21 protein-coding genes and 1 riboswitch are annotated in these 25,269 nt (G+C 36.9%); of the genes, 9 read left to right on the top strand and 12 right to left on the bottom strand.

Translation table 11 applies throughout. The features are described from left to right. The first annotated feature begins 4 nt into the window (after positions 1 to 4). Positions 5 to 769: a vitamin B12 ABC transporter ATP-binding protein BtuD gene (btuD, locus tag I3259_RS02910; RefSeq protein ID WP_238028244.1), complete on the top strand. Its 765-nt coding sequence runs from the start codon at positions 5 to 7 to the stop codon at positions 767 to 769. Positions 770 to 921: 152 nt separating this feature from the next. After that, on the top strand, positions 922 to 2,070 hold the full coding sequence (gene rlmC / locus I3259_RS02915) for a 23S rRNA (uracil(747)-C(5))-methyltransferase RlmC (RefSeq protein ID WP_238028245.1): 1,149 nt from the start codon (positions 922 to 924) through the stop codon (positions 2,068 to 2,070). Between the two features lie 47 nt (positions 2,071 to 2,117). Here rlmC and I3259_RS02920 read toward each other — a convergent pair whose 3' ends face one another. The 3 genes from I3259_RS02920 to I3259_RS02930 form a co-directional block, all read right to left on the bottom strand. Further along, complete coding sequence (locus I3259_RS02920; RefSeq protein WP_238028246.1) at positions 2,118 to 3,155, bottom strand: FUSC family protein; 1,038 nt, start codon at positions 3,153 to 3,155, stop codon at positions 2,118 to 2,120. Between the two features lie 178 nt (positions 3,156 to 3,333). Further along, positions 3,334 to 5,040, bottom strand: coding sequence for a methyl-accepting chemotaxis protein (locus I3259_RS02925; RefSeq protein ID WP_238028247.1), 1,707 nt, complete (start codon positions 5,038 to 5,040; stop codon positions 3,334 to 3,336). Between the two features lie 219 nt (positions 5,041 to 5,259). Continuing rightward, the gene (locus I3259_RS02930; RefSeq protein WP_238028248.1) at positions 5,260 to 5,886 is read right to left on the bottom strand and encodes a thiol:disulfide interchange protein DsbA/DsbL; all 627 of its coding nucleotides are present in this window, start codon (positions 5,884 to 5,886) and stop codon (positions 5,260 to 5,262) included. Between the two features lie 209 nt (positions 5,887 to 6,095). Between I3259_RS02930 and yegD the strand changes: the two genes are divergently transcribed. Continuing rightward, positions 6,096 to 7,448 (top strand): molecular chaperone, encoded by a 1,353-nt coding sequence (gene yegD / locus I3259_RS02935; protein ID WP_238028249.1) that lies wholly within the window; start codon positions 6,096 to 6,098, stop codon positions 7,446 to 7,448. Between the two features lie 61 nt (positions 7,449 to 7,509). Here yegD and I3259_RS02940 read toward each other — a convergent pair whose 3' ends face one another. From I3259_RS02940 to I3259_RS02950, 3 genes are all read right to left on the bottom strand, one after another. Beyond that, positions 7,510 to 7,818, bottom strand: coding sequence for a high-potential iron-sulfur protein (locus I3259_RS02940; protein WP_238028250.1), 309 nt, complete (start codon positions 7,816 to 7,818; stop codon positions 7,510 to 7,512). A 255-nt stretch (positions 7,819 to 8,073) separates the two neighbouring features. Beyond that, complete coding sequence (locus tag I3259_RS02945; RefSeq protein ID WP_238028251.1) at positions 8,074 to 9,468, bottom strand: sodium:alanine symporter family protein; 1,395 nt, start codon at positions 9,466 to 9,468, stop codon at positions 8,074 to 8,076. Positions 9,469 to 9,545: 77 nt separating this feature from the next. Further along, positions 9,546 to 9,638: riboswitch (glycine riboswitch) on the bottom strand. A 366-nt stretch (positions 9,639 to 10,004) separates the two neighbouring features. After that, positions 10,005 to 11,330 carry a glycoside hydrolase family 18 protein gene (locus tag I3259_RS02950; protein WP_238028252.1) on the bottom strand — a complete coding sequence of 442 codons (1,326 nt, stop codon included), beginning with the start codon at positions 11,328 to 11,330 and terminating at the stop codon, positions 10,005 to 10,007. A gap of 499 nt (positions 11,331 to 11,829) precedes the next feature. On the opposite strand from I3259_RS02950, the gene I3259_RS02955 reads away from it, so the two are divergent. Together I3259_RS02955 and I3259_RS02960 are read left to right on the top strand one after the other, a co-directional pair. Further along, positions 11,830 to 12,531 carry an AraC family transcriptional regulator gene (locus I3259_RS02955; protein WP_238028253.1) on the top strand — a complete coding sequence of 234 codons (702 nt, stop codon included), beginning with the start codon at positions 11,830 to 11,832 and terminating at the stop codon, positions 12,529 to 12,531. An 87-nt stretch (positions 12,532 to 12,618) separates the two neighbouring features. Next, positions 12,619 to 13,599, top strand: a complete 981-nt coding sequence (locus I3259_RS02960; protein ID WP_238028254.1) for a molecular chaperone DnaJ — start codon at positions 12,619 to 12,621, stop codon at positions 13,597 to 13,599. A 56-nt stretch (positions 13,600 to 13,655) separates the two neighbouring features. Here I3259_RS02960 and I3259_RS02965 read toward each other — a convergent pair whose 3' ends face one another. Both I3259_RS02965 and I3259_RS02970 read right to left on the bottom strand, forming a co-directional pair. Beyond that, positions 13,656 to 16,748, bottom strand: coding sequence for an efflux RND transporter permease subunit (locus tag I3259_RS02965; protein ID WP_238028255.1), 3,093 nt, complete (start codon positions 16,746 to 16,748; stop codon positions 13,656 to 13,658). 1 nt (position 16,749) lies between these two features. After that, positions 16,750 to 17,901, bottom strand: coding sequence for an efflux RND transporter periplasmic adaptor subunit (locus I3259_RS02970; RefSeq protein ID WP_238028256.1), 1,152 nt, complete (start codon positions 17,899 to 17,901; stop codon positions 16,750 to 16,752). Positions 17,902 to 18,035: 134 nt separating this feature from the next. Here I3259_RS02970 and I3259_RS02975 point away from each other — a divergent pair, with 134 nt between their 5' ends. The 4 genes from I3259_RS02975 (at position 18,036) to I3259_RS02990 (ending at position 20,595) form a co-directional block, all read left to right on the top strand. Continuing rightward, positions 18,036 to 18,644, top strand: a complete 609-nt coding sequence (locus I3259_RS02975; protein ID WP_238028257.1) for a TetR/AcrR family transcriptional regulator — start codon at positions 18,036 to 18,038, stop codon at positions 18,642 to 18,644. A 29-nt stretch (positions 18,645 to 18,673) separates the two neighbouring features. Beyond that, positions 18,674 to 19,276: a beta-phosphoglucomutase family hydrolase gene (locus tag I3259_RS02980; protein ID WP_238028258.1), complete on the top strand. Its 603-nt coding sequence runs from the start codon at positions 18,674 to 18,676 to the stop codon at positions 19,274 to 19,276. 54 nt (positions 19,277 to 19,330) lie between these two features. Next, complete coding sequence (locus tag I3259_RS02985; RefSeq protein ID WP_238028259.1) at positions 19,331 to 19,798, top strand: hypothetical protein; 468 nt, start codon at positions 19,331 to 19,333, stop codon at positions 19,796 to 19,798. A gap of 95 nt (positions 19,799 to 19,893) precedes the next feature. Beyond that, complete coding sequence (locus I3259_RS02990; protein WP_238028260.1) at positions 19,894 to 20,595, top strand: hypothetical protein; 702 nt, start codon at positions 19,894 to 19,896, stop codon at positions 20,593 to 20,595. On the opposite strand, the gene I3259_RS02995 is transcribed toward I3259_RS02990, so the two are convergent. From I3259_RS02995 to I3259_RS03010, 4 genes are read right to left on the bottom strand one after another with little or no spacing between them, the layout of a single operon-like run. Beyond that, on the bottom strand, positions 20,586 to 21,146 hold the full coding sequence (locus tag I3259_RS02995; RefSeq protein WP_238028261.1) for a fimbrial protein: 561 nt from the start codon (positions 21,144 to 21,146) through the stop codon (positions 20,586 to 20,588). The two genes, I3259_RS02990 and I3259_RS02995, sit on opposite strands and share 10 nt — an antisense overlap. Beyond that, positions 21,139 to 22,224 carry a fimbrial protein gene (locus I3259_RS03000; protein WP_238028262.1) on the bottom strand — a complete coding sequence of 362 codons (1,086 nt, stop codon included), beginning with the start codon at positions 22,222 to 22,224 and terminating at the stop codon, positions 21,139 to 21,141. Before I3259_RS03000 ends, I3259_RS02995 begins: the two co-directional genes overlap by 8 nt. Position 22,225: 1 nt before the next feature. Beyond that, entirely contained in the window at positions 22,226 to 22,930 is a 705-nt protein-coding gene (locus I3259_RS03005; protein ID WP_238028263.1) for a fimbrial chaperone, read from the bottom strand. Continuing rightward, entirely contained in the window at positions 22,923 to 25,265 is a 2,343-nt protein-coding gene (locus tag I3259_RS03010; RefSeq protein ID WP_238028264.1) for a fimbria/pilus outer membrane usher protein, read from the bottom strand. The genes I3259_RS03005 and I3259_RS03010 overlap by 8 nt, the downstream gene beginning before the upstream one ends. Between the last annotated feature and the right edge of the window lie 4 nt (positions 25,266 to 25,269).

Here is a 25,269-nt window from a genome sequence, read left to right on the forward strand (position 1 = left end):
TAATATGCCAATGTTAATGATTAATCGTATTGCTGCTGATACTCGATTAAAGCCGTTATCTTTTTCTGTTGATAATGGTGAGATCGTGCATTTTATTGGCCCTAATGGTAGTGGGAAAAGTACCGCAATAGAGCTTATTTCTGGGTTATTTTCTACCGATGGTAGTGTTACTTTAGAAGGTGTAGCGCTAACGGATTATGATCTTGCTTCATTAGCTCGTGTGCGCAGTTATATGTCTCAGCAAGATAAGCCAAGTTTTGCCATTCCTGTATACCAGTATCTTTTAATGGCTTTTACTGCGTTAGGTGAAGTGGACGATATTATTAAGCAAGGTGCAATTGATGAGGTATGTGGATATTTAGGCATTGTCGATAAATTATCGCGAAGTATCCAACAACTATCTGGCGGTGAGTGGCAACGAGTAAGATTAGCTTCTGCTTGCTTACAAGTTTGGCCTGCATTAAACCCCGATGCTAAATATCTATTGCTTGATGAACCAGCGGCCTCTTTAGATATTGGGCAAGAAGTGGCTATGTATAAATTGATACGTAAGATTGCGTCACAAGGTGTGGCTGTGATTATGGCAAATCATGACTTGAATCGAACATTACGAGAAGCAGACAAAGTGCTATTGCTTGAAGCGGGTCATTGTATTGCTGTTGGTAGTGCTCAAGAGGTAATGATTGTGTCATTGCTAGAGCGGGTATTTAAAACAGGGATTGTAAAAGTTAACTATCAGGGAATTGAAAATTTAGTATTTGTTGATTAGTAACATGATATTGGTTTTTTTTAGATATTTAATGAGCAAAATACGATATTAAAAGCGGTGATAAATTTTTTTTATCTTTATGATTTATAAACTAAATAGTCATTTTTATTTCGAAGGTTAGACTAACATTTTTTCCTGTAAATGTTTGAACTATGCAGTGTCCATTCTCACTTCAAGGGGTATGCCAATCATGCCCTTTAGCTTCGCTTTCATATCCACAACAGATTAAACAAAAAGATGATGTGTTACGTAGTTTGTTTTCAGAGCATCAGCCACAACAATGGTTAACACCAGTAGAAAGTGCAGTTTCTGGATATCGTAATAAAGCAAAAATGGTGGTGCTAGGCGCAGCTCATGAGCCATGTTTAGGTATTCAGAAGCAGGCTGAAGCTCTTACAACGTCAGGATCTAAAACCATTAGTTTGTGTACATGTCCGTTGTATCCCGCTGATATGCAAGCGTTACTTATCTATATTGAGCGCTGGATTCGTTGTGCTGGTATTCCACCTTATAACGTAAAGAAAAAGAAAGGTGAGCTGAAATTTGTGTTATTAACACGTAGTGATAACCGAGGTGAGTTTATGCTTCGATTTGTATTGAGAAGCCATGATGCTATCGCTCGTATTGTTAATAATTTGCCTGAACTGATGGCGGCATTTCCTGCGGTAAAAGTTGTATCGGTGAATATTCAGCCTATACATATGGCACGTTTAGAAGGGGAAGAAGAAATTTTCTTAACCTCTGATCATTACTTATTAGAACAATTTAATCATGTACCGTTAGTTGTAAGGCCTAAAAGCTTTTTTCAAACGAACCCTAAAGTGGCAGAAAGCCTTTATGCAACAGCAAAGCGTTGGGTTAATGAGATCAAGCCAACTTCAATGTGGGATTTATTCTGTGGTGTTGGTGGTTTTGCGTTACATTGCGCTGAAGAGGTAAAGCATGTTACAGGTATCGAAATAGAGCCAGAAGCCATTGAGAGTGCTAAACATTCTGCTGAAATTATGGGAGTGACGAATTTACGTTTTGCGGCCTTAGATTCAACTAGCTTTTCACAATCGAATGAAAGTGCGCCAGAATTAGTATTAGTTAATCCACCACGGCGAGGAATTGGTGAACAATTGTGCCAACAACTCAATGAGTTCGCACCGAAACATATCATTTATTCTAGTTGTAATCCTTATACATTAGAGCAAGACTTAGCTAGGTTAACAGGGTACAAGGTAATGAAGTTCCAGTGGTTTGATATGTTCCCTCATACAGAGCATGTTGAAGCAATGGTGTTACTTGAATATATTTAACGTTTAAAGGTAATAAGGGCATAAATTTATACGTTATGCCCTTATTATTAGTTCTTCAAATGAGAGTAGTATTCACTTAATAAATGGGTAAGCTGTGAAAATTGGCGAGCTATTTCACGGTTAAGCCATAAATAACCATAGTAACTAATATCACTCGCATCACTTTGCTCATGGTTATCCGTAGGGGGTAAAAGTGAGAGCATTTTTATTTCTTCTCGCTTAACCGGTAAAATATTTTGGTTTTCCATTTGTATAGCTAAACGTGAAAATCGGTTTGCTAATTGTTCTTTTGCCTCCATTAGGCCTGGCATGTCGTTAATTTTATTCTGTCCTAACTGTTTATCCCATTTTGTGTGAAGCATTGAACCCATCATGGTAAAAATTTGTTCTTCTGTCAGCATAATCTCAGTTAAGAGTTGTTTGCTGGCAAGATTTTCATTTTTAGTGTGTGGCTGAAGGCTAGTTTGTTTATCAAGTATGTTTGAAAGAGGATTTATATCTATAGGTTGAAAATTTTCTGCCGCTATCTGCTGGTTATGCTGATGGTAATAATTACAACAGAGCTTGATGAATTGATGCGTGTAATCAAGATAATGTTCAGTAGCACGAGCTGGAAAAATATACAGGCTACAGCAAATCGCAACAATAGCAGCCCAAAAGACATTGATTGTGCGCCACATAGCCGCATGTAAATCCTCTGGACCACCACCGGCAACGACAACGATAGTAATAGCGACAACGAGTGCTGCGTATGAATATTTTCCTTGTGTATAGTAAATTGCCGTAACAATAGTGGTGATTAAAATAACGTGGTGGAGCCAACTGTACGAAGTCGGAATTAAATACAGAGATAAACCAATAGCTGCACCTAAAATAGTACCAGTTATGCGTTGATTAGCTTTAGATAAAACACCACCAAGGAAATGGATACTGCCCATTATCGTAACGGTAGTAATTAGTGCCCATGAGCCATAAGGTAAGTTAAAGAGTTGGATAATAGTGACAATAATACTAAGTGCAACAAACACACGAAAGACAAGTAGTTGGCGAAAGTATTTAATTGCAAAGTGAGAGTAATTCTTCATATAAAACATTCGTTAAAATTTTCTGAATCATACAAGAATGTGATTAAAGTCACTATTTAATTATATTGACTGAGCTTGTCAGTTTTTTGAAAGAAGTGTAGTGCTAATGAATTTTAGACAAAAAATAAAGGCACAATAGAGTGCCTTTAGTTAGTTTCATGCTTGTTCTGAATGACAATTATTTTGTTTTAAATTGTCCAACCAATTGCTGTAATTTATTACCAGCATCATCCAGTTGGCTTACGATATGTTCAGAGTTTTTATTTTCTTGAATCAAGTCTGTCACAATACTTTGGATCGATCCCATATTACCGCTTATCTCACCTGTTACTGCATTTTGTTCGGTAGAGGCTGCTGCAATTTGATTAATCTTGCCATTTATTTCGGTTACAGCTTCTGTGACAGAAATAAGGTTATTAGAGATTTGATTCGTCGAGCTTACCGCATCATTACAAGATGTCTGACTTTTATCCATCGCTTGAACGGCTTGCGTAACCAAGTTATGTAATTGATCTAGCATTTCATTAATTTCTAATGTACTACTTTGAGTACGACTAGCAAGCCCTCGAACTTCATCGGCAACCACGGCAAAACCACGACCTTGTTCACCGGCTCGTGCCGCTTCAATTGCGGCATTTAATGCCAGTAGGTTTGTTTGTTCAGCAATATCGCCAATCACTTTTAGTACATTGTTAATATTATGCGATTGCTGATTTAGTGCATCAATGTAGCCAGATGCTTGGGTTACTTCATCAACCAACGTATTGATTGACACTAATGATGTGTCAACTTGTTGTTGAGCTATAAGGGCAACATCACTCATTTTTTCAGTGCCTGAAGCGACATCATTCGTGTTTTCTGCAATTTCATTTGCTGCAAGGCTCATTTGTTCTACGGCAGCAACAACTTGTTCTGTTTCGCAATTATGCTCATTTAGCTTAGCGGTTAGGGCATTGGTTTGATTATGTACATTATGTGCTGTTGTTGTCAGGCTATCAGTGGTGGCTGATACTTGGGAAATGATGCTTTGTAGCTTATTAGCAAAACGATTAAATGCTTTACCAAGTTGTGCAATTTCGTCATTTCCTTCAACCACTAAACGTTTGGTCAGATCACCTTCACCATCGGCAATATCATTAAGCGTTTTAACCATACGCTCAACCGGCCTAATGATACGACTCGTGATTAACAAAATAATAACGGCAGAAATTACGGCTAGAATGATCGCAATAAAAGCGACTGTATTGATACGATCTTTCATATCGGCATGAATTTGCGCGGTGTATTGCTCAACACTTTTATCTATGTCATCAAGGTACAAACCGGTACCAATAAACCATTTATTGTTATTAAGTGAAATGGCATAACTTTCTTTTGGTTGGGCTGGTTGATTCGCTTTTTTAGGGAAGCTGTATTTTACAAACTGCCCGTTATTTTTAGCCGCGTTAATTAATACTTGAATATAGGCAACGCCGTTAGCATCAGTCGCACCAATTTGATCTGTTCCTTGAATTGAAGGTTTAAGAGGGTGGGCAACATTAACCCCATCCATGGTATAGATAAAAAAGTAACCAGCATCATTGGCAGCAAAGCGAATAGGTGTAATAAGTTGACGGATTTCTTCAAGCTGTGTTGCTTCATTACTGTTTTTAGCAATGATATTTTCAATGGCATGCTTGGTAATGATAACGGCATCTTTAAGTTCTTGTTGTCTTTCTGAAATAAGCTCTTGCTTATAATGCGCCACATTTTTTGTTAGAGATTGATTCTCTAAATAGATGACGATACTCATCGCTATGCCAAGAATAGCGATCATAGGCAATAAGCTTAGTAGTAATAATTTGTGCTTGAGAGTGTTGATCATAATTGCATTTGCCTTATCCATTATTAATCACTGAGATGCATACAAGAGTCTTCCTGCGTAGTATGCACATATAAGTTTATGTAATGATAAGAGAAAAATATTACTGATAGATGTATCTTTGAGATTTGTTCAATTAATTATGTGGTTGTTGCAGCTATTTTCACTGAAGGGTTTAAAAGTGAGAGTTGGCTCTATAAAAAAACACCCACCAATGAGGTGGGTGTCTTTCAGGGGGTGATGTTATTTTTTGCTTTTAAGATAGGTAATTGTATTAGCCATATCTTGTAAGCTATCGTGAGCACTTGTGTTAACAAGGTATTTGCCATTGATCAGGAATGCAGGTACTGATTGTAATGCGGCATTTCGGACGATATCTTCAGATTGCTGGAATAGCTTAAAGATTTCAGCTTGCTGTTCTTTTGTTAGTTCATAAGGGCTTTTTAAGCCGTTATCATGGAAGATTTTTGCTAATGCAGTTTTTCGTTGTGCATCAGTCATATCTTTTGGTGAGTCTTGAACAAATGCAAATAATGCTTCTTTTAGTTTATGGCTAGGTTTGTTATCCGTTTGAACCATGGCTGCGTAGAAAATAAATGCTGCTTTTTGAGCACTTTCATTGAAAATTACGTGTACTTGATTAACGTCTTTGGTGTCTGTTAATTTTTTAATCTCAGGCAGCATACTTTCCATATTTCGGCAGTGCCCGCAAGACAGTGAGAAAATTTCTGTAACAGCAGGCATGTTTGGCATAGGCGTTGGAATCACTGAATACTTATCACCTTCTTGGGGCGTTTTAGAATCAGAACATGCTGTTAATGTTAGTGCAGCTAATAGTACAACGAAGAAAGATTGGTAAATACGTTTCATTGTGTTCTTCTTTATAGAATTAAATAAAGAGTATTATGGCGATAAATATATAACATTGCATCGTAAAGTTACAAAATGACACTATTTTATTGAATGGTAGCGTTATTTTACAGGTTGTGAAATGTAAATATATGGCTTGAAGAAGTCAGTGAAAAGCACTAATTGATGGGGTACTATGGACGGCTTTATTATTGCTTTGAGTGCTTCAAATGTTTATTGGATTTGATTATGGAACAGCGAATTGTTCTGTCGCAAGAATGGTAAATGGTAACCCTGAACTGTTACCACTAGAACACAATAATCATTTTATTCCATCAACATTGTGTGCCCCTACACGAGAGGCGGTATCTGAGTACCTATACCGTTTTATGGGTATATCCCCTACAGACAGTGTTGGTGAGCAAGTATTACGTCGTGCAATGGCAGTTAACCGTGAAGAAGATATCGAAATTTTCCGTGGTGATTTACAGTTTGGTGAAGCAGCACTGAATACGTATTTGTCTGATCCTGAAGAAGTGTATTACGTTAAATCTCCTAAATCTTTCCTTGGTGCAAACGGCTTACGTGACGCACAGATCAGCTTTTTTGAAGATCTTGTTTGCGCCATGATGGCAAATATTAAACATAATGCAGAACAGCATCTTCAATCAGATATCACACAAACAGTAATTGGACGTCCGGTTAACTTTCAAGGTACGGGAGGGGAAGCCGCAAATATTCAGGCTGAAAAAATTCTTTCTCAAGCAGCAAAGCGTGCTGGATTTAAAGATATTTCTTTCCAATTTGAACCCGTAGCGGCAGGGCTAGAGTTTGAATCAACGTTAACTGAGAATAAAACAGTACTGGTAGTTGATATCGGTGGTGGTACAACTGACTGCTCTTTGCTAGAAATGGGACCGAAATGGATTAACTTGCTAGATAGAACCCAATCTCTGTTAGCTCATAGCGGGCAAAGAGTTGGGGGAAATGATCTGGATATTCACCTTGCATTTAAGCAACTTATGCCTGAATTTGGCTTAGGTAGTCAAACTACTCGTGGTATTGATATGCCATTTAATCAGTTCTGGAATCCTATTGCTATCAACAACGTTGCAGCGCAAACTGAGTTTTATTCTGATGCTAACTTACGCGCATTAGAAAAGCTCCGTTATGATGCGGCTGACCCTGATAAGCTCAATCGCTTGATTCATGTTTATCATGAAACCTTGGGTTATCAGATTGTTCGTCGTGCAGAAGAAGCGAAAATTGCACTGTCGGAGCAAGATAAATACCGTGTTGATATGGCGATTATGAAAGATTTGTTTGCGGTTGATATTACCGCTAAACAATTTGCAGAAGCAATTGAAACTCCAACCGATAAAATGCGTGAGTTAGTGATTGAGGCATTAGCGCAGGGGGGGATAACACCTGATATGGTGTTTATGACGGGGGGAACAGCACGCTCACCAATATTAAGGCAATGTATTGAACAGCAGTTGCCGAATATTCCTATTGTGAGTGGTAATTACTTTGGTTCAGTCACTGCGGGTCTAGCGCGTTGGGCTGAACGTTGCTACCGTTAGTGATTTGAATCAGTAAGATGATAAAAGGCCTATTGATAGGCCTTTTTTATAGCTGAAATAGTTAAGCTGGTTTGGGTGCGTAGGCAGAGCACCATCCTTTAGCATTAACAAGCTTACCAGGAAATATTTTACATGGACGCCATGCCGCGCTTGCATCACCTTCAATAAGCATACAGCTATTACAGTTGCTGTTACCCTTAGTGGATTCATTAACATATTTTAGTGCTTTTGCCTGTGGATCATCGACAGACAAATGTGGAACTTCAGCCGCTTGAGCTGGTTTTACTAATAGTTTGTTTCCAACACTCAGACCTATAATTCCACCAACAGTTAATTGTAAAAAGCGTCGACGTGAAGATTGATTTTTCATTGCAATGTCCTTTTCTAAGCATATGAGTTTCAACTCATTTAACTTATTAATTATTAAAGTAGGGGATAATCAATAAGTAATCTATGCATTATCTATCAATATAGACAAGCGATGGATAAAGCTGTTTATTTAATCTACTTATAGATTAAATCAATATTACGTAGGTAATGTCAAAAAAGATGACTTTGTTATATGAAAAGTAAAGGAAGTGAGAAGAATGAGCCTTACAGTCGTAAGGCTCATTGGGGTACGATTTTATAACGCAGAAAGAGGTTGGCTATTTTCTTGCTTTAATGTACTGAAAAATGCCTGTGTTTCCGCAATGACCACGTGGCGTAATACAACGAGACCAATTAGATTTGGAATGGCCATTAAACCATTTACGATATCAGCAATCACCCAAATCATATCTAATTGCATGAAGGCGCCGCCAGCAATAAGTACAAGGAAAAATAACTTATAAGGTAAAATTGCTTTCACGCCGAAAAGGTACGTAATACAACGTTCACCGTAGTAATTCCAACCTAAAATAGTCGTAAAGGCAAAGAACATTAAGCCAACAGAAACCATTAATGGGCCGTAGTAGCTTGAATGTAGGCCTTCTGCAAAAGCATGCGTTGTCATTGCTGCGCCTGCAAAATCAGAAGACCAAGCGCCAGTAACAATCAAAGTTAGACCTGTCATGGTACAAATGATCACAGTATCAAAGAAAGTACCCGTCATTGAGATCAAACCTTGACGAACACAAGAGTCAGTTTGAGCTGCAGCGGCTGCAATAGGCGCACTACCTAAGCCTGATTCATTCGAGAACACACCACGCGCAATACCAGATTGAATAGCAAGCATGATACCTGCACCGATAAAACCACCTGTAGCGGCATGGCCTGTGAACGCTGATTCAATCACTAAGCTAATAGCATGTGGAATCGCGTCAAAATTACTCGCTAATATACTGACACAAGCAACGATGTAAAAACCAGCCATGAGTGGAACAACAGTACTTGCAACACTTGAAATTGATTTGATACCACCAAGCGTTACAGTCGCAACCAAAACTGTTAAAATAACAACAGTGATTTCTTTCGGCACATTGAAAGAAAGTTGTGCTGCTTCAACTATGGCGTTTGCTTGCGGGAAAGTACCAATACCAAAACATGCAACACCAACGGCAAAAAGCGCAAACAGTTTTGCAAGCCATTTACTACCAACACCTTTTTCGATGTAGTACATTGGGCCGCCCAAAATCTGACCGTTACTATCCACTTCACGGTATTTTACCGCCAATAAACATTCGGCATATTTAGTAGCCATACCTAATACAGCAGCAAGCCACATCCAGAAAAGTGCGCCAGGACCACCAAGTTTAATTGCAGTGGCTACACCGACAATATTACCAGTACCAATGGTTGCAGAAAGGGCAGTACATAGTGCAGCGAAGCTAGAAACATCACCTTCACCTTTACTATCAGCATCTTTTTTTCCACCAAATACATAGCGTAATGCTAGTGGTAGGTAGCGGATTTGAATAAAACCAAGACGGATGGTTAAGTACAAACCGGTACCGACTAATAAGATCAGTAATGGTGGCCCCCAAACAAGGCTGTCAAAGGTTTTTAGAAAATTAAAAATTGTATCGTGTAGTGGATTCATTATTCCTCCTTTAAACTTCAAAGGAAGAGATATAGAACAACATAAATGTTGGAAGCAGATAATATCTGGTTGTTGCTCTTATCTCCTCTGTCCTTTTGCCTGAGAGTTTCACCCATATAGGGTTTGCTCCTTCGGCGCTCGATTTAACGAGTCTCTCCAGAGGCTCCTCCAACAACAGTCCATACCTATCGTAAATACGACATGGTGCCTGAAAGATTTACGATTTAATTAGTTGAGGGGCTCAATTGATTAAAGCGCTTACTTCTTCGGCGGGCGTAAGATATACCGTATGGGTAATTTCTCTTGCCGCTCTCCTGCTGTCTTCATCGGAACTCATATTTCGGGTTGCAATGTTAGGGCAATGAAATGTGATTGTCAGCAAAAAAATTAAGCAAACAGTGAAAAATAGTCTAAAAGTGAAAAAAATAAGCTGGTGCTGATAACTGAAATACGGTAGTGGATAAAAAATAAGCTTACCTATAGGGGATAGTAAGCTTATTTGTATACGTATTTAGCTTGTGTGAACAAGATGATGCTTATTGTTTGAAGTTTTTGCTCAATAGTTTTATTAATTCATGATTGTTATCGGACGTAGCTTCCCAACCAAAAATCCCTCCGAGTTGATGTTTTTTTACATAATCAGCTTTTGCTTGTAATGAACGTTTGTCTTCAAAGCTAATATATTCATTCTTCTTTTGACTAAATAAAACCGCAGCTTCAGCTTTTTCGTCGTAATAGTATTGATAACCCATTTTTTTGTTGTTTATTAGATATTTCATAATATCTGAGTAGTTAAAGTAACCAGGGTCTGCAATATCTGAACCTTTATCCATCGTACCTTTACTATTTAATCCTTCGAGTTTATCAGCTGAGGCCTTATCAACACCTTTCCAGCCTCGACCATAAAAGGGACTACCAATAATGATTTTTTTGCTACTAACGCCCTGTTTCAATAAGGCATTTACTTGGTTATTTACTGACATACTATCAGGGGTCAGTAGGGTGCTGTATAAATTACTATGGTGACCAACCGTAGGACCCCAACTGCCTAAAAAATCAAAACTCATTAAGTATATTTGGTCGAGATCTTGTGACACTTTTTTCCAATCAATACCGGGTAATGTTTTAGGTGCGCCATTTACTGCTGCAGAAAGTTGATAGGTACGCTTATTTTTCACACCTAACGTATTTAACTGGGTACGAAGTTCATGAATTAATTTGCTATATGCAAGACGTTCGGCATCAACGTTATCTATGCCTAAACCTGATAATCCGTGTCCGCCAGGGTATTCCCAGTCAATTTGAATACCGTCGAAGAAATCATATTTTTGTATTAGTTTTATAGCGCTAGTAACAAATGTTTTTCTATATTCATCATTTAACGCCACCGTATGGAAAGGTTCAGATAATGTCCAGCCACCAAAGCTTGGCAGAATAGATAAATTAGGGTTTTCATCAGACAGTGCTTTTAGTTGGCCGAAGTTCCCACGATAACTGACTTTGCTTGATGTTTTACCGTTGAGCTTTATTTGAAGCGCCGCGTAATCATCAAGCACGATTGCCGTACCAATCGGTTTATTCTTACATTGGGTTTTGATTATTTTTTTTATGTTATCGGGTGAAGAATCAACTGGCCCGCAAACAGCAAGAAAGGCATAAATAATATGCGTTAAATCATTAACTGGAAGCATACTGGCACTGTAAGGCGTTTTAGGGGTATATACTTTCCAATCAGGATAATAAGCCGCAATAACGGGGGATGAATGCTCTATTGAGTGGGCTGAAGCTTGATTAGAAAAAAAACAACCAATAAGAGTTGACATAATAACGGAAAGATAATTATTCCGTGAGAAATAACGCATTGATAGATCCCTAATCGCGAAACATAAATTAATATCAAACAAGTATACTATCGTTGTTTGTTTTTTATCAGTTATGTGAATTGTTATATATTATGATCATGATCACAAAGATTCACTAAAAGGCAAAATTAATATGTAAAAATTTGTATTAGAAATACGGTATTTGTTTTTTTTTTGCTACAAGTCATTTCCAGTTTTTTTATATTTAATTGTTATGTAAAAATATATTGAAAGAATCATTATGTTATAAGAACATCGCTATGGGTAATGATTATACGAATGTATTTATCAATATATTAGGATTAGAACATAATGTTTTTCTCGTAACTAATAATTAAGATCATATAATGTGACTGGATAAATTAGTGTTTATGACCATTATTAGCCATATTAATAAGTATCAAATAATTAATATTTGATGAAATTATAAGCCATGTTATTTTGTGATAAAGGATGATCATCAAAGAAACCTATTAAGAGATAACCAACAGGTGATGATGTGATTTGGGTTAATTGTTGTCATAAAGAAAAGCATACTAGTACCAAAGATATTCTATTGCAATATCATAATCTCGTAGATGTATCGCCCTTTGAAATACTATCAACAATGACGGGGTTTGAATTAATTTTTATTGAGATACAAGATTCACAATCAAATGGTTTTAAATTGCTACGGACGATAAAACAACGTTTTCCCGATGTGAAAATTGTTATTGTTTATCATGATTTAGATGCCGAATTAGCAGTGTCGGCTTTACGGGCTGGTGCTGAAGATATTTTATCAAGCAATGCAATCCGCCAGAAAGTAGATGCTTGCTTAACACGTTTACACACTCATGATGATAATATGATAAATGTAGAAGATATTTCTCAACGAGAGTTATCGATCCTTCCAGCGTTAACAATAATTGATAAAGATATCAGTGCTCCTTTGCGAGAAGAAGAGTTAGCGAGTGCGTGCCAGTTTTCATCTACGTATTTTTCTCGTTTATTTCACAATATAATGGGGGTGACATTAAAGCAGTACATTATTAAAAAGCGGTTAGATTTAGCTTGTGGATTATTAAGTTCAGATCAAGAAAAAATATCAGCGGTTGCTTTATCTGCTGGATTTAAAGATGTGTCTTATTTTTCGAGAGTATTTAAAAAGCATATTGGTTGTTCTCCTGGTGAGTTTCGTGCCAGTCGTCAAAAAAAATGAAATTTGTTGTAGTATATTTAATTAATAGTTGCCAATTGAACATCTTCATTGCAGAGTATTTTAACGTCACCGTTACTAATATTTACAATGACAACATTTCATGACCTGTTGGGAACAACAGAACACTCGACAACCAATGATATAAAAAAGCGTTATAAATTGTTATCTCATCGATTGCATCCTGATAAATCAGGTTCTGTTCTGCTAATGCAAATAGTTTCACATGCTTATCATGAAGTATTGAGTGGTAATGGCAATAAGTATTGCGAATTAGCTGATGTTAGTCATAAACAATTATTATTTGCAAAAAAGTACGTACACAAATTAAAGCGCGACTTAGAGATCCAACAAATAAAAAATGTCGAATTAGAACAACAAGTTTTAGAATTAAGAAAAAAATTAAATTATCAGTCTGATGAGAATTATCGATTAATAGAAACGCTAGAAAAAGAACAAAGAAAAATTCTCGTTAGTAATGCAATGCCATATAGAAATAATTCGACCCAAAAAAGACATCGAATAATTAAATACGGATTAGTTATATCTTCTATTGCATTGAATGTTGGATTAGCTGTTGCTGCAATAATACTTACAAAGTCTAATGTTGCTGATAGTGTAATTTCAAAGAGAGAAAATAGGTTGGTAGAGCCACCTGTAGTTCCACAAAAAGTCGTTGTTGAAGAGCTTATTCCACCTAAGCCAAAATTAACAACACATCAACCGTTAGAGCTAACAAAATTAGTTGGAGAATGGACTGTATTCCAACCAATAGATCAGCCACCTTACATTGCAATACGTAATCAAACAGGTTCTTACATTGTTCAGCGCTGTGATCTCAATTTTTATTATTATGCCAATATGACTCAGCAACGAACGTTATTACCCGCAAATTTGCGCTTTATACATCAGCAGCAGAATTTTGGGGTTTATAACATTGCTTATGGAATAGGGTCAGAACGGGATCACTGGGTAAATAGTCAGAGTATTAAAATTAACAGAGAGTATTTTTCTAATACGTCTTTTTTAGATTCTAACAAAGAACTACAACAGTATTGTGGTAGAGGGTAGCTTATAGATAAAGCCCAATGTCTCACTTGAAGTGATAAACATTGGGCTTTGTTTTATTAGGCCGTTTGTAATGGCATTACATGTTGCTGTTTACGTTTCATCAATAGCGTAAAAGCTGCAGGCACAAAGTAAAAAGAAAGTAATGTGGTCAATACTGTGCCGCCAGCAATGGTGACAGCAAACGGAGGCCAAAAACCACCACCTTCTAACATCAGAGGAATAAATCCACCAACGGTTGTAATCGTGGTTGATGTTATATGTCGCGTACAACTCATTACGGCAATATGAATGGCCTGTTTATCACCATTTAATGCGTTGGGATCCGCTTTTAGTTCGGAAAGGATGACAATAGCAGCATTGATCGCCAAACCAATTAAACCGAGTAAACCAATAATGACTGTAAAGCCAAACGGATAATTAAACAGCCATACTGAGAGCAGCCCTAGCCCTGATGCCATAAAGCCAACGGTGAAAATGATCAAACTTAATCTAAAAGAATTAAATGAAATCACAACCACCATGATCATGAGAGTAAACACCATGGATAGATTGGCGATGAGGTTACCAACAGACTTATCTCGCTCTGCAGATTCACCCCCAATTTCAACGGTATACCCAGCAGGTAATGACGTCATATATTGATTGAGCTTTACTTTAAATACATTCAATGCTGTTTGCGGTAAAACACCTGCTTCTAAATAGCCTTCAATAACATTAATTCGTTGACCATTTCGATGTGGTATTGCGCCACGTGTTGGGGTCAGTGATAGATCTGCTATGGATGAAATAGCAATACCTGAAAACTGATCACTTGCATGATTATTAACCCCTGGAATATGAAGGTTTGCTAAGTTCGTCATATTTTCGCGAGAGAGGTTATCCACTCGAACACGAATAGGGATTGCTTCTGCACCTTCGATAATATTGCCGTTAGTGATCCCAATCAGTGATGCTTGCAAGAGATCTGCGATTTGAGTGAGGTTTAAACCGCTTAATTGGCTGGCTTGTTCATTCACATCCACACTGACTTTCGGTAAACCTGATAATAATGTTTCACGGGTATGCGTAACATTTGGCGTACTCGCCATCAATAAACGGATATCTTCACCAATGGTTTTCAATTTATCAAGGTTATTGCCGTATAAACGTACTTCAAGTGGCGCATTAAACGGAGGGCCTTGTTCTAACTTACGAATTAAAATTTGTGCCTCTGGGATCGCTTTATCTAATTGCTTTTGCAGTTTAGGGATCAGCGTATTAGCAACTTTAAAGTTATTGGTTTTGATCATCGCCTGAGCAAAGTTAGGTGTGCCTTGTTGGTTGGCGACCATGTTGTAGTAAAACGAGGGAAAATTAGTCCCAATTAACCAATTAACTTGTTCGATATCCTTATATTCATTAAGTAAGTGATCGATTTTTTTCGTGGTTGCTTCTGTTGCATTGATACTTGCTTGTGGCGGTAAAAATACTTGGATCTCGAACATATCACGATCAGAAGGTGGGAAAAATTGTTCGGTTAACTGAGATGCACTCCAGATACCAACAAAAGGTAATACTGACATTGTAATGAGCGCTAATAACGGACGCTTAATTGCCATTTTTACGGTATTGCCAAATACATTCGCAAGCCAAGGTAGGGTTAATCCTGTTTGGTACCATGCATTATTTGGGGTTTGTTTAGGAAGCCAACGCGCTGCGAATCCTGCAACCAGTGTATGAGCAATAAGATAAGAACCGATCAGAGAAAAAGATACGGTGATAGCAATAGCACCTACAAATTCACCAGCAGGACCTGGCATTAAGAAAATAGGGGCAAAGGCAAGAATGGTTGTCAGTGTTGAACCAAGTAACGGAACCCATAAATGTTGAATAGCTTTTAAGGCTGCATCGATTCGTTCAAGACCTTTCTTACGATAATGTTGAATAGTATCTACCATTACAATCGCATTATCGACCATGATCCCAAGCGCAACAATTAACCCCGTTACCGACATTTGGTTCATTGGTAACCCAGTAAAATGCATTAACGCGAGGGTGAATAAACAAGTAAGTGGTAATGATAGTGCAACAATAAACGCAGAACGGATCCCGAGAGTAATAAATAATACGATTAAGATAAGCGAGAAGCCGAGCAATAAATTTTGGGCTAAGTCAGTAAGACGAACTTGGGTATAACCTTGCTGCTCAAAGATACGATTGAGTTTTATATTACTCGGAAGCTCTTGTTCAAATTGAGTCAGAAAGTGATTAACGCTCTTTGTCCATTGATCAACGCGTAGATGAGGCTGCATACGCGCAGCAACAATAACAGCGAGCTTTCCATCGATAACAGCTATCTCTGCTGCTGGGTTTGTTTGCTGACGTTGAATTGTGGCAATATTTTCTAACCGTACAAGATGACCGTTACTATCAATAGTGATAGGTACTTGTCTTATACGATCAAGTGAATCTAAAGAATCTGCTATTTCTAGACTAAATCGGCTTTGTCCATTTACCAGTTCACCGGCAGCATTTTTTGCATCTGCACCTTGTATGGCAGAAGAAATCGAAATGGCTGAGCGTCCTAATGCACTAACGGCAACAGGATCAATTTTTACCACGATTTCTTCTTCTGGTAAGCCATATTCATCAACAAACTCTGTACCATTGAGCGCACGTAGGCGATTACCTAATTCAATCGCATAACGGCGTAGAGTGAGTAAATCTGTGGGAGAGTGACCTTGCCATGTAAGCGCTGTAATAACGGTAAAGGCATAAGAATGATCGCTGTCTAAATTAGGCACAGAAGCACCGTCTGGTAAATTCGGTGTGATATCAGAGAGTTTATCTCTAGCATCAGACCATACTGGTTCTGAATCGGTAACGCTGTCTTTTAGCTCGATACTAACCAGCGAAATTCCCGGACGAGAAACCGATGTGATGTTATTAATATCATCTATTTGTCGTAGTTTATTTTCAATTTTCTCGGTAACTAAGGCTTCAACACGTTCAGCCGTTGCCCCTGGATAATGGGTTATAATGGAAGCGTTACGATTGTTAATAATTGGGTCTTCAGCTCTTGGCAACGAAGATAAGGCAGAAAGACCACTGACGATCAATAAAGCGACAGCCAAAACCAGTAGGCGAGTATTAGAAAGAATACGTTTCATCTTAAGCCCCGTTATCGTCAGTTAATGCTGGCTTGGTGGCTGTTTTTTGTTTCGGTGTTACGCTTGGGTTTATTGTCACGATTTGGCCTGGTACTAAACGATGTAATCCCGTTGCGATAATCTGTTCGCCTTCATCAACGGCACCTTGGATATAGGCTTTATCATTTGCCGCATAGAGGAGTTGTACTGAGCGTCGTTCAACTTCCGGCCCCGCACCATTTTCAACAACCGCAAAAATATTCCATGTACCGCGAATACCATCAGTTAACGCTGATAAGGGAACCCAAAACCCTGCTTGCTGTTGTGTATCGTTGTAATTGAGATACGCTAATTCACCATTAATAACATTGGCATTCGTTGGCAATGAAAAACGGAAATTTATTGCACGACTATTAAGGTTCACGGTAGCACCCGGATTGAGCAAAGTGACAGGGTATGTATCTTTACCCACCCGCACTATCCATGTTTTTTGTTGGGTCACGCTTTGTACCTTGTCGATAGGAATACCGATATGTACTTCTTTGTTTTTATTCGCCAGCAGAGTAACAGTAGGAGAGCCTGCGTTTACAACATCGCCATGGGAAACATGACGTGCGCTGATGACCCCACTGTAGGGGGCAATAATTGTGGATTTCACTAACCGTAGTTGGTTTGCTGCAAGGGTCGCTGAGAGTTGACGATAGTTCGCTTGAAGCTCTTTACGTTGGCTTGTCAGGCTATCTATATCCGATGCCGCGCTAAAGCCTTTGGATTTCAGTGATTTTTGGCGTTTTAAATTAGCATTAACTAACTCAAGTTGCGCTGATATTTGAGCTTGTTGGGCTTTTAATTGGTCGGCTTCAGTCGCAAGTAATAAAGTATCGAGGGCTAAAAGAGGATCACCTTGCTGAACCGTGTCACCAACATTGACATAAATACTGTCAATTTTACCGCTGAGTTCAAAGCCAAGGTTGGCCTGTTGACCCGCTTGAACAAAGCCGACGTATTCACGCTCAATCGCAAAATCTTGTTGTTGCTTGAGTTGATGAGTGTCTACATTAAGCAATTGTAATGATGCTTTATTTTCCTCTTTTGCTGGCGCATCACACCCAGTTAGCGTAGCTGTGCTCATTATTAAACATAACGCTAAAGAAGATTTGGTTATCCGTTGCATTACTGGCTATCCTAATATTAAACTAGACTGACAAGTCCATATGATTAAAAAGTATACCATTCAAACTGGACTGTCTAGTTTGATTGTGTGTATTTATGTAAATAATTAGCATTTATGTGCTCGTAGGTGGAAAATTGCTAACAGCAAGAAGTCAATTAAAGAAACAACAAATATTAGATGCGGCGACTGAGCTCTTTACTCAACATGGTTATGCGATTTCTATGGATAGCATTGCATTGGCTGCGAATGTTTCTAAACAAACGGTTTATGCGCATTTCAAAACTAAAGATGATCTGTTTGAAACTTGTATTCGTGCTAAATGCATGGAAAGCCAGATGGATAAATTGCCATTGGATGATGGAAGAAATCCGCGAGATGTCTTGTGTGATTTTGCTAAACGCTTTCAAACGATTTTGCGATCAGAAGAAGCCATAGTGACCTATAGAACGGCCATTCGTCAGTTAGAATCACACCCAGATTTAGCTAAGGTGTTTGTTTCTGCTGGACCGGATACGACCATCGCAATGTTGGCTCAATACTTATCTGTTCAACAACAACAAGGTGTGTTGAGATTTCCAATTTCAGCCACCGATGCGGCAATGCAGCTATTATTGATGCTACATGGGCGGATGGTATTTCTAGCGCAATTAGGTCAACCTTGTTATATGACAGAGCAGGAAAATGATGCTTATATTGAAAGCTGTGTTGATTTATTTATGACAGGTTACGCCGCAAAAAAGTAACGATAAACGATTGAGAAGGGATTTAATAAATGGATATTAGTAAATACAAAGCTGTTATATTTGATATGGATGGAACCTTAGTGGATTCTATGCCTGCTCATATTTATGCTTGGCAACTCACGTGTGAAGCACACCATATTCCTTTTGATCACGATTGGTTTTATACCATGGGCGGATCACCAACCTTAAATACGGCAAAAGCCCTCATTGAAAAGTACCAATTAGATGTAGATCCTGTTTATCTTTCTGAATCAAAACTCCATCACTTTGATGATATTAAACATAAAGGAGAGGTGATAACGGGAACTTTCGATGTATTGAAACAAGCAAAATCTAAAGGTATTCCAACCGCAATAGGTACGGGATGTCAGCGTCGCCACACTGAAGAAATTTTAACCAGCGCAGGCTTAATGCCGTACCTTGATGTTATCGTTACAGCCAATGATGTTACACAGCATAAACCGTTACCTGATACTTTCTTACTGGCAGCACAGAAATTAGGTATTACGGCACAAGATTGTGTGGTGTTTGAAGATACGGAGTTAGGTTGCCAAGCAGCGAAAGCGGCAGGCATGGACTGCTACCTAGTGGCTGGTGGAGAAATGAAAGAATTCCGCTCAGCAAATATTTAGTGTTAACTGAAGATCAGTTATGCTTGCGCGTCTATTCGCTTAATACTTATGATTATGACCGATAAAAAATCAACGCATCAACGCGGAACACGTCAACCGCATCCAAATAAAGGCCAGCCTTATACTATTTCTGAAACGCGATTTTGGTGCCAGCGGTTAGCAAAAACAGCCATTAGAGCACTGCATATTTTAGGGGTTGCAGTATCTAGTGCTGGCTTTATGTTTGCTGTTGATAAATCACTTTGGATCAATTGGTGGCTATTAGCCATGATGAGCGGCGTTACCATGATGTCGCTAGAAATTTATCGTTCAAAACTCTGGCTTATTCAGCTTAAAGGTATTTTAACGTTTGTTAAATTATTCATGTTGCTATCTATTGTTTGGCTTCCAGTACATCAAGCTCATATTTATATTGCTGTGATTTTACTTTCAGTGTTTATTGCCCATGGTCCTGCAGGGTTACGCCATTATTCTATCTGGCACCGTAAACGTATTGATGAGAAAAAACAGTTAAATGGTTAGGTTATTGTAACTGTGTATATAGTAAGAAAAGCACGGATGCTGAATTAGACTTACACTAATAGGAGATAGTGTATTGTTATCAATAGGACGATATTATGGGACACCGCCACATTGTATTTTATTCTATTGTCATCACCGTTATTGTTCTTGTTGTATTTGCGTTAAGAGAGCAGAAAGTACATAAACAAACGGTTGATGAGAAGTTAGCGTCCGCGATACAAAAACAGATATTACCCTCAGATAAAACCTTATCTAAAACTGACTCAAAGCTGCCTTCTTATCTCTACGGTCGAGCAGATTTAAATAATGACGGTAGAGAAGAAACCTTTGTACTTATGCAGAGCGAAAGTTATTGTGAGAAAAATGAGTGTAAAGCGTTTTTGTTTGATGATAAATATAAAATCATGGCGAAGTGGGAAAAAATTCAACAACCTGTTTTAGTTGGTGATCAAATAAGTAACGGTTGGAAAGATATTTTATTAACAGCTGATAATAAAATGTATGTTATCCAATATGCAAATAAAACCTATAATGAAAAGATATCGACAGCACCTAAATATACGGATAAAGCACAAGCATTAGAAGCCGTAGGATTAGCAATTGATAGTGAATACTATCAAGCGAACGGCACTAATTTAGAGCTTGATTACAACCAGCCGATTTTTGATTGCCAAACCTGCTATTTATTTAGTTATGAAGAACTTGATGATACTAACAGTCAGCAACATTATTTAGCAGTCAATGTTGCGACTGGAAGTGTGAGAGAAGTTAAAGATCCAAGAGATGATCAGTTGTAATTCATAACAATGTTTAACCCCGATTGAAAATGACCAGCAGTTATCGGATCGCTATGGTTTATTACGATAGGTTTGGCTGTGATATTTAAGTCCATGCGATTGCTAACATTAAGGTGATAAGGCGCATAAAATGTTAAAGGCTGATGGTTTTTCGCATTAACGCCGTTAATTAATGTTTGAGAATAATGATTATCATTAGTGGCTAACTGTATACCTACATTAGCAAGACTGGTATTTAGTATTCCACTTGTTGGTAAGCCATTATGTCCATTTCTTGCTTGAGGGATAAATGATAATGTTAGACTTTGTTGGTTAAAGCCACCCTGACAAGTGATATTAATGGGGATTATTGTCGTTATATTGTTATTTTGGATTAAGCTTTCTTTTGTTAATCTTCCAAAATTAACATAATTTTTAGGCAGGCTTAGCTGGCAAATATTCGTTAGATCTGCCGTAATTGTAACTCTAGCTGTTGTAGAGTAGGTACTGTTAGCGGTAAAACTGGCAGTGCTTATGATAAAAGCTAAAAGAAATAAGCGAGTTCTATTCATAATTAACGACCATATTCATCGTTGCGGATATGTATCCAGCAGTAATAGTTGCATGTTTGTCAAGTATCACTGGCGCGGCATAAAGATTAGCTGTTAGTGATTTAGCAATAAGGTAAGGAGTATTAAAACGAAAGTTTTCATTATTAGAATGAATACCATTTTTAACTTGCCAAGACATTTTAAAACCAATGGGGCTAATATGATGTTGATAGTAGCCTGTAAGTATATTTGTCGAGATGTTACTTCTATGAGTTGGTATAAAAGTTAAGTTCTGAGTCTGAGTATTTTGACAAAAGATCCTTAATGTTCCCGGATGCTGTTGTGCTATATTCGTATGATTATTTATATCTGATAATGAAATATGACCTAAGTTAATATTTATCGGTGTGATATCACAAGTCGGTTTGACTGGTTTATTATTAATGATATTAACGTAAATATTTGGAATGTTACCTGTTCCATTAGGTGTGGAACCATTAATTGTTTGATCATCAAGATCAACAAAATCATTATAGTGAATATAGCCGGATGTTGTTGCTGTTGCTGCAATCGCAATAATACGACGAGGTGCATTATTGTTATATTTTCTTATTAGTAATGGTTCATTATTTAAAATAATATCAAAAGTATTATTAATAGTATCATTATAGTCTAAATGAAATATATTAAACCAACTTATATAGGGAAAATAACCGGATGAATTTATGATTGCTGATTTATTTTCTGAATTTAGTAATGGAGATGATAGTTTAAGAATAAAGTTTTTATTATTAGAAAAGTACATTTCATTATTATTACCTGTAAATAGACCACTATTTTCGTCTTTTATTTCAAAATAACGATAATAAGATTTAATAACACCTGTAACAGTACAACTTGGCTGATATGTCACAGAGAGATGGCCGACAATATCACCAGAATGCTTACCTGTAATATCAATCGTTGGTTCAGATTGTGAGACTGAAATGATACAGCGATTTTTAAGGTAAATAATATCATGGTGATTAATAGTATCAGCATGAGATACATTTATTATCATGCTGATTAAAAATACTAAAGTAAAAAGGATGGTATTCATATTATGCTTTACTTATCTTATAGCTTACATTCTCCCCATAATCATTAATTGCTTTAAATGAAACTGAATGAATATGAGAAATAGAGTTAGGAAGTAAAACCGTACTATATGGTTTGAATACACATAAATTTTCGGTTGTTATCTTTGATAAATGTATTGTTTGATTATTTATAATTAGTTGCGTTATAGCAAAATAATAAGGTGTTGGATTTTCTATAAGAAAACGACCATTTTTATACTTTATTTCTACTTGCTGTTCTGCGTTATTCCTCCCTGAAGATATAGATATCGGACGATAAATAAGTTTAACTCTGATATCCATTGCGATTTGTAACTCATTACCATTATTTTTAGGTAGTTTTGGTATTTCTTGTACATTCAAATAGAAAAGAGATTCTTTATTTTTAGGCAAGTTATTATTTACTTTAATAATTCTATCTATCTGAACTTGACTTGGTAGTAATGAAAAGAAAGAAGGTGCAGGAATAAAATAAATGTTATGATCTTTAATATCACTGTTTTCAATCCAAACTTGTCCGCCATAAGTGCCTTTTGAATGATTTGTTATTTGAAAGCTGATATTTTTTTGATCACCAGAATAGATAAATCGAGTGCCATTTAAAACAAAAGAAGCATGACAAGCTGCAGTATAGAGTCCTATAAAAAAGATAATTATTTGAATCGCGAGTTTATTTCGATTATGCACAGTGAACCTCCTGTATTGTATCAAGTTGATCTTTCAATGTCTGTGTTGATATATGACAGAGTGTTGTTCCAGTATTGATGCTTATTTGGGGATGTGGAGCATGTGTTCTTACAATCAACACTCCATGATTTTGGCTAAATCCGATGGTGTTATGTTTGTTGTCATATGCCATGGAGCCAAAGGGAATAACAAGCCCATTTTTAGCATAGACCTGTAGTAAATAGGTGTAGGTTCGAGTGTAGCCAAATTTTTTAAATACAATCGCACCGTCAGTTGGTGTCATTGAATATGCTGTATTATTTAATGAGATATTGTTTGGAACCTCACTAGGATTAATTGTGAGTAGATTATTTTCATAAGAGGTTAACGGTACTAACGTCAAACCATCATGATCTGTTGGTGTAGAGCCATTGAAAGTAATATCTGATATTTGAGGTATATAAGCAATAGCGACTGTAGATGCAGTATTGTGATTAAAAAGAATGTAATTGTTTTGATGATTATGGATGCCAATCACAGATCCTGACAGCTCAAGATTACTATTGGTACTACGTTGCCCCTGTGAAATATTAGTATTAAGTTGAGTTGCGTCGAAAGTATATGAAGAGGAAAGTGATGTATTGAAGTTATTATCACGAGAATAATCACCGTAGATTGAATAATTAAAGCGATTATTAACAGTTTTGCTAATGCCGGTAGAGTAAACCTGACTTCCTTTAGTTGCATTTATGGTACTTGAAGAGTAGGTATTCCCATTGGCAGTTAATGGGAAATTCAATGACAAGGAAACGGCATAATTGGTATGTGCATCGTCATTAGCTTTATTAATATTAATCGCAGAGTTGATGTAGAACTGATGGAAATTACTGTTTAAATAGATATCGAAGCCATGCTGGTAGTGATGATTATAATTAGTGCTATACCAAAGGTGTGATTGAATACTACTATTCAGGGTTGGTAATTCTAACTCGTAATTGGCACTGTATTTGTTTTTAAAATTATCTTTTTGAGCTTCATATTGGTTTGGTTCAAACTCACTGTAATCAATATAGTCTTTATTTGTATTTCTCTTTAATTCTAATTGTATGAAATTTCTTTCGCTGACATCATTGCTATAATTGATCGCAAGCTGATCGCCATTATTTTTTATATTAGAGTTATAATGTGCGTGTGACATTTTATTAATAAAAGAAACAGCGCCAAAACGATCAAGGGGTAGTGTTATGCCTGATAGCATATTTTGATAATTATTAGCAGTGATACCACCTGCAGTGAATGTGGCGATACTTGAACCATGAGAAACTTCTAATTCAGCAAAATCATCAGTAGTAGAATGATGTTTAGTGCCTATTGAAAGGTAATATTGATTACTTTTTGGTCTTAGCAAGGTTGAAAGCTGATTAATAGTGTAATGCTTAAGGCTTACTTTTCCATCATTGGTAACAACTTTTACGGTGATCTTTCCATTACTAATAGCTTGAATGTTATTAATCAAATAGGGACCGGGTACCACATTCAATTTTTTGATCACATAACCATTTTGACTAACAGTAATTGTTGCATTCTTATTAACGGATCCGCTAATAATTGGCGCATAGCCTCGTTGTTGCCAAGGTGTCATATTATTATTGCTATATAGAGCGGCACCAGTATAAGAGAAAGAAGGATAGAATTGAGTATAAGTATTACTATTACCAACAGTAAAATCAGACTTAATAGTTTTAATATCACGCTTTAATTCAATATTAGGTACATTTATATTTGTTTTATTAAGATTTGCATTACCAATTAAACGCCACGCTTCATAATTCAGTGAGAAGTTATTTGATACTGATATATTAGCTTTTTTGCCACTGTATTTATTAGCACTAATGTAATACTGCAACATAGCTGCGGTACTACCTTCATCTAATTGATCCTCTTTTCTTTTTTCTAAAAGTCCCTGTTGAGGTATTTCAAAGGATAAATGTTGAGTTTGAGCGTTAAAGTTAACGTTTGTATTGGGCTCTAAACTTAACGCATAACAATGGTTTGTTGTTTGATAGTAGTCTTGGTAGAATGCAGGATTAATTAATACTCCTGCTTGAGTTAACCAATTTAAACTAAAGTGAAGAGAGTGAAGCTGATTTTTTGTAATAACTAAACGCTCTTCACCTGTATATAAACCGTTTACATAAACTTTAACAAGATAAGTGCCTGGTATATAACTTTTATTATGACTATAAAATTGAGGCGTAATAGTATTAGATCCATGTACAAAACTCATATTAAAGTCTGTATTATTAGCATAACTTGGTACTGATATTATTAAGCTAATGATAATCGCTTTATTCATTATT

Origin of the sequence: Photobacterium sp. Ph5 (genome assembly GCF_022129445.1) — a bacterium.
Classification (GTDB): Bacteria; Pseudomonadota; Gammaproteobacteria; order Enterobacterales; family Vibrionaceae; genus Photobacterium.

What these genes read in the sequence shown, in the direction of transcription:
- btuD (WP_238028244.1), top strand. Translation starts at nt 5, where the DNA reads ATGCCAATGTTAATGATTAATCGTATTGCTGCTGATACTCGATTAAAG.
- rlmC (WP_238028245.1), top strand. Translation starts at nt 922, where the DNA reads ATGCAGTGTCCATTCTCACTTCAAGGGGTATGCCAATCATGCCCTTTA.
- I3259_RS02920 (WP_238028246.1), bottom strand. Translation starts at nt 3,155, where the DNA reads ATGAAGAATTACTCTCACTTTGCAATTAAATACTTTCGCCAACTACTT.
- I3259_RS02925 (WP_238028247.1), bottom strand. Translation starts at nt 5,040, where the DNA reads ATGGATAAGGCAAATGCAATTATGATCAACACTCTCAAGCACAAATTA.
- I3259_RS02930 (WP_238028248.1), bottom strand. Translation starts at nt 5,886, where the DNA reads ATGAAACGTATTTACCAATCTTTCTTCGTTGTACTATTAGCTGCACTA.
- yegD (WP_238028249.1), top strand. Translation starts at nt 6,096, where the DNA reads ATGTTTATTGGATTTGATTATGGAACAGCGAATTGTTCTGTCGCAAGA.
- I3259_RS02940 (WP_238028250.1), bottom strand. Translation starts at nt 7,818, where the DNA reads ATGAAAAATCAATCTTCACGTCGACGCTTTTTACAATTAACTGTTGGT.
- I3259_RS02945 (WP_238028251.1), bottom strand. Translation starts at nt 9,468, where the DNA reads ATGAATCCACTACACGATACAATTTTTAATTTTCTAAAAACCTTTGAC.
- I3259_RS02950 (WP_238028252.1), bottom strand. Translation starts at nt 11,330, where the DNA reads ATGCGTTATTTCTCACGGAATAATTATCTTTCCGTTATTATGTCAACT.
- I3259_RS02960 (WP_238028254.1), top strand. Translation starts at nt 12,619, where the DNA reads ATGACAACATTTCATGACCTGTTGGGAACAACAGAACACTCGACAACC.
- I3259_RS02965 (WP_238028255.1), bottom strand. Translation starts at nt 16,748, where the DNA reads ATGAAACGTATTCTTTCTAATACTCGCCTACTGGTTTTGGCTGTCGCT.
- I3259_RS02970 (WP_238028256.1), bottom strand. Translation starts at nt 17,901, where the DNA reads ATGCAACGGATAACCAAATCTTCTTTAGCGTTATGTTTAATAATGAGC.
- I3259_RS02980 (WP_238028258.1), top strand. Translation starts at nt 18,674, where the DNA reads ATGGATATTAGTAAATACAAAGCTGTTATATTTGATATGGATGGAACC.
- I3259_RS02985 (WP_238028259.1), top strand. Translation starts at nt 19,331, where the DNA reads ATGACCGATAAAAAATCAACGCATCAACGCGGAACACGTCAACCGCAT.
- I3259_RS02990 (WP_238028260.1), top strand. Translation starts at nt 19,894, where the DNA reads ATGGGACACCGCCACATTGTATTTTATTCTATTGTCATCACCGTTATT.
- I3259_RS02995 (WP_238028261.1), bottom strand. Translation starts at nt 21,146, where the DNA reads ATGAATAGAACTCGCTTATTTCTTTTAGCTTTTATCATAAGCACTGCC.
- I3259_RS03000 (WP_238028262.1), bottom strand. Translation starts at nt 22,224, where the DNA reads ATGAATACCATCCTTTTTACTTTAGTATTTTTAATCAGCATGATAATA.
- I3259_RS03010 (WP_238028264.1), bottom strand. Translation starts at nt 25,265, where the DNA reads ATGAATAAAGCGATTATCATTAGCTTAATAATATCAGTACCAAGTTAT.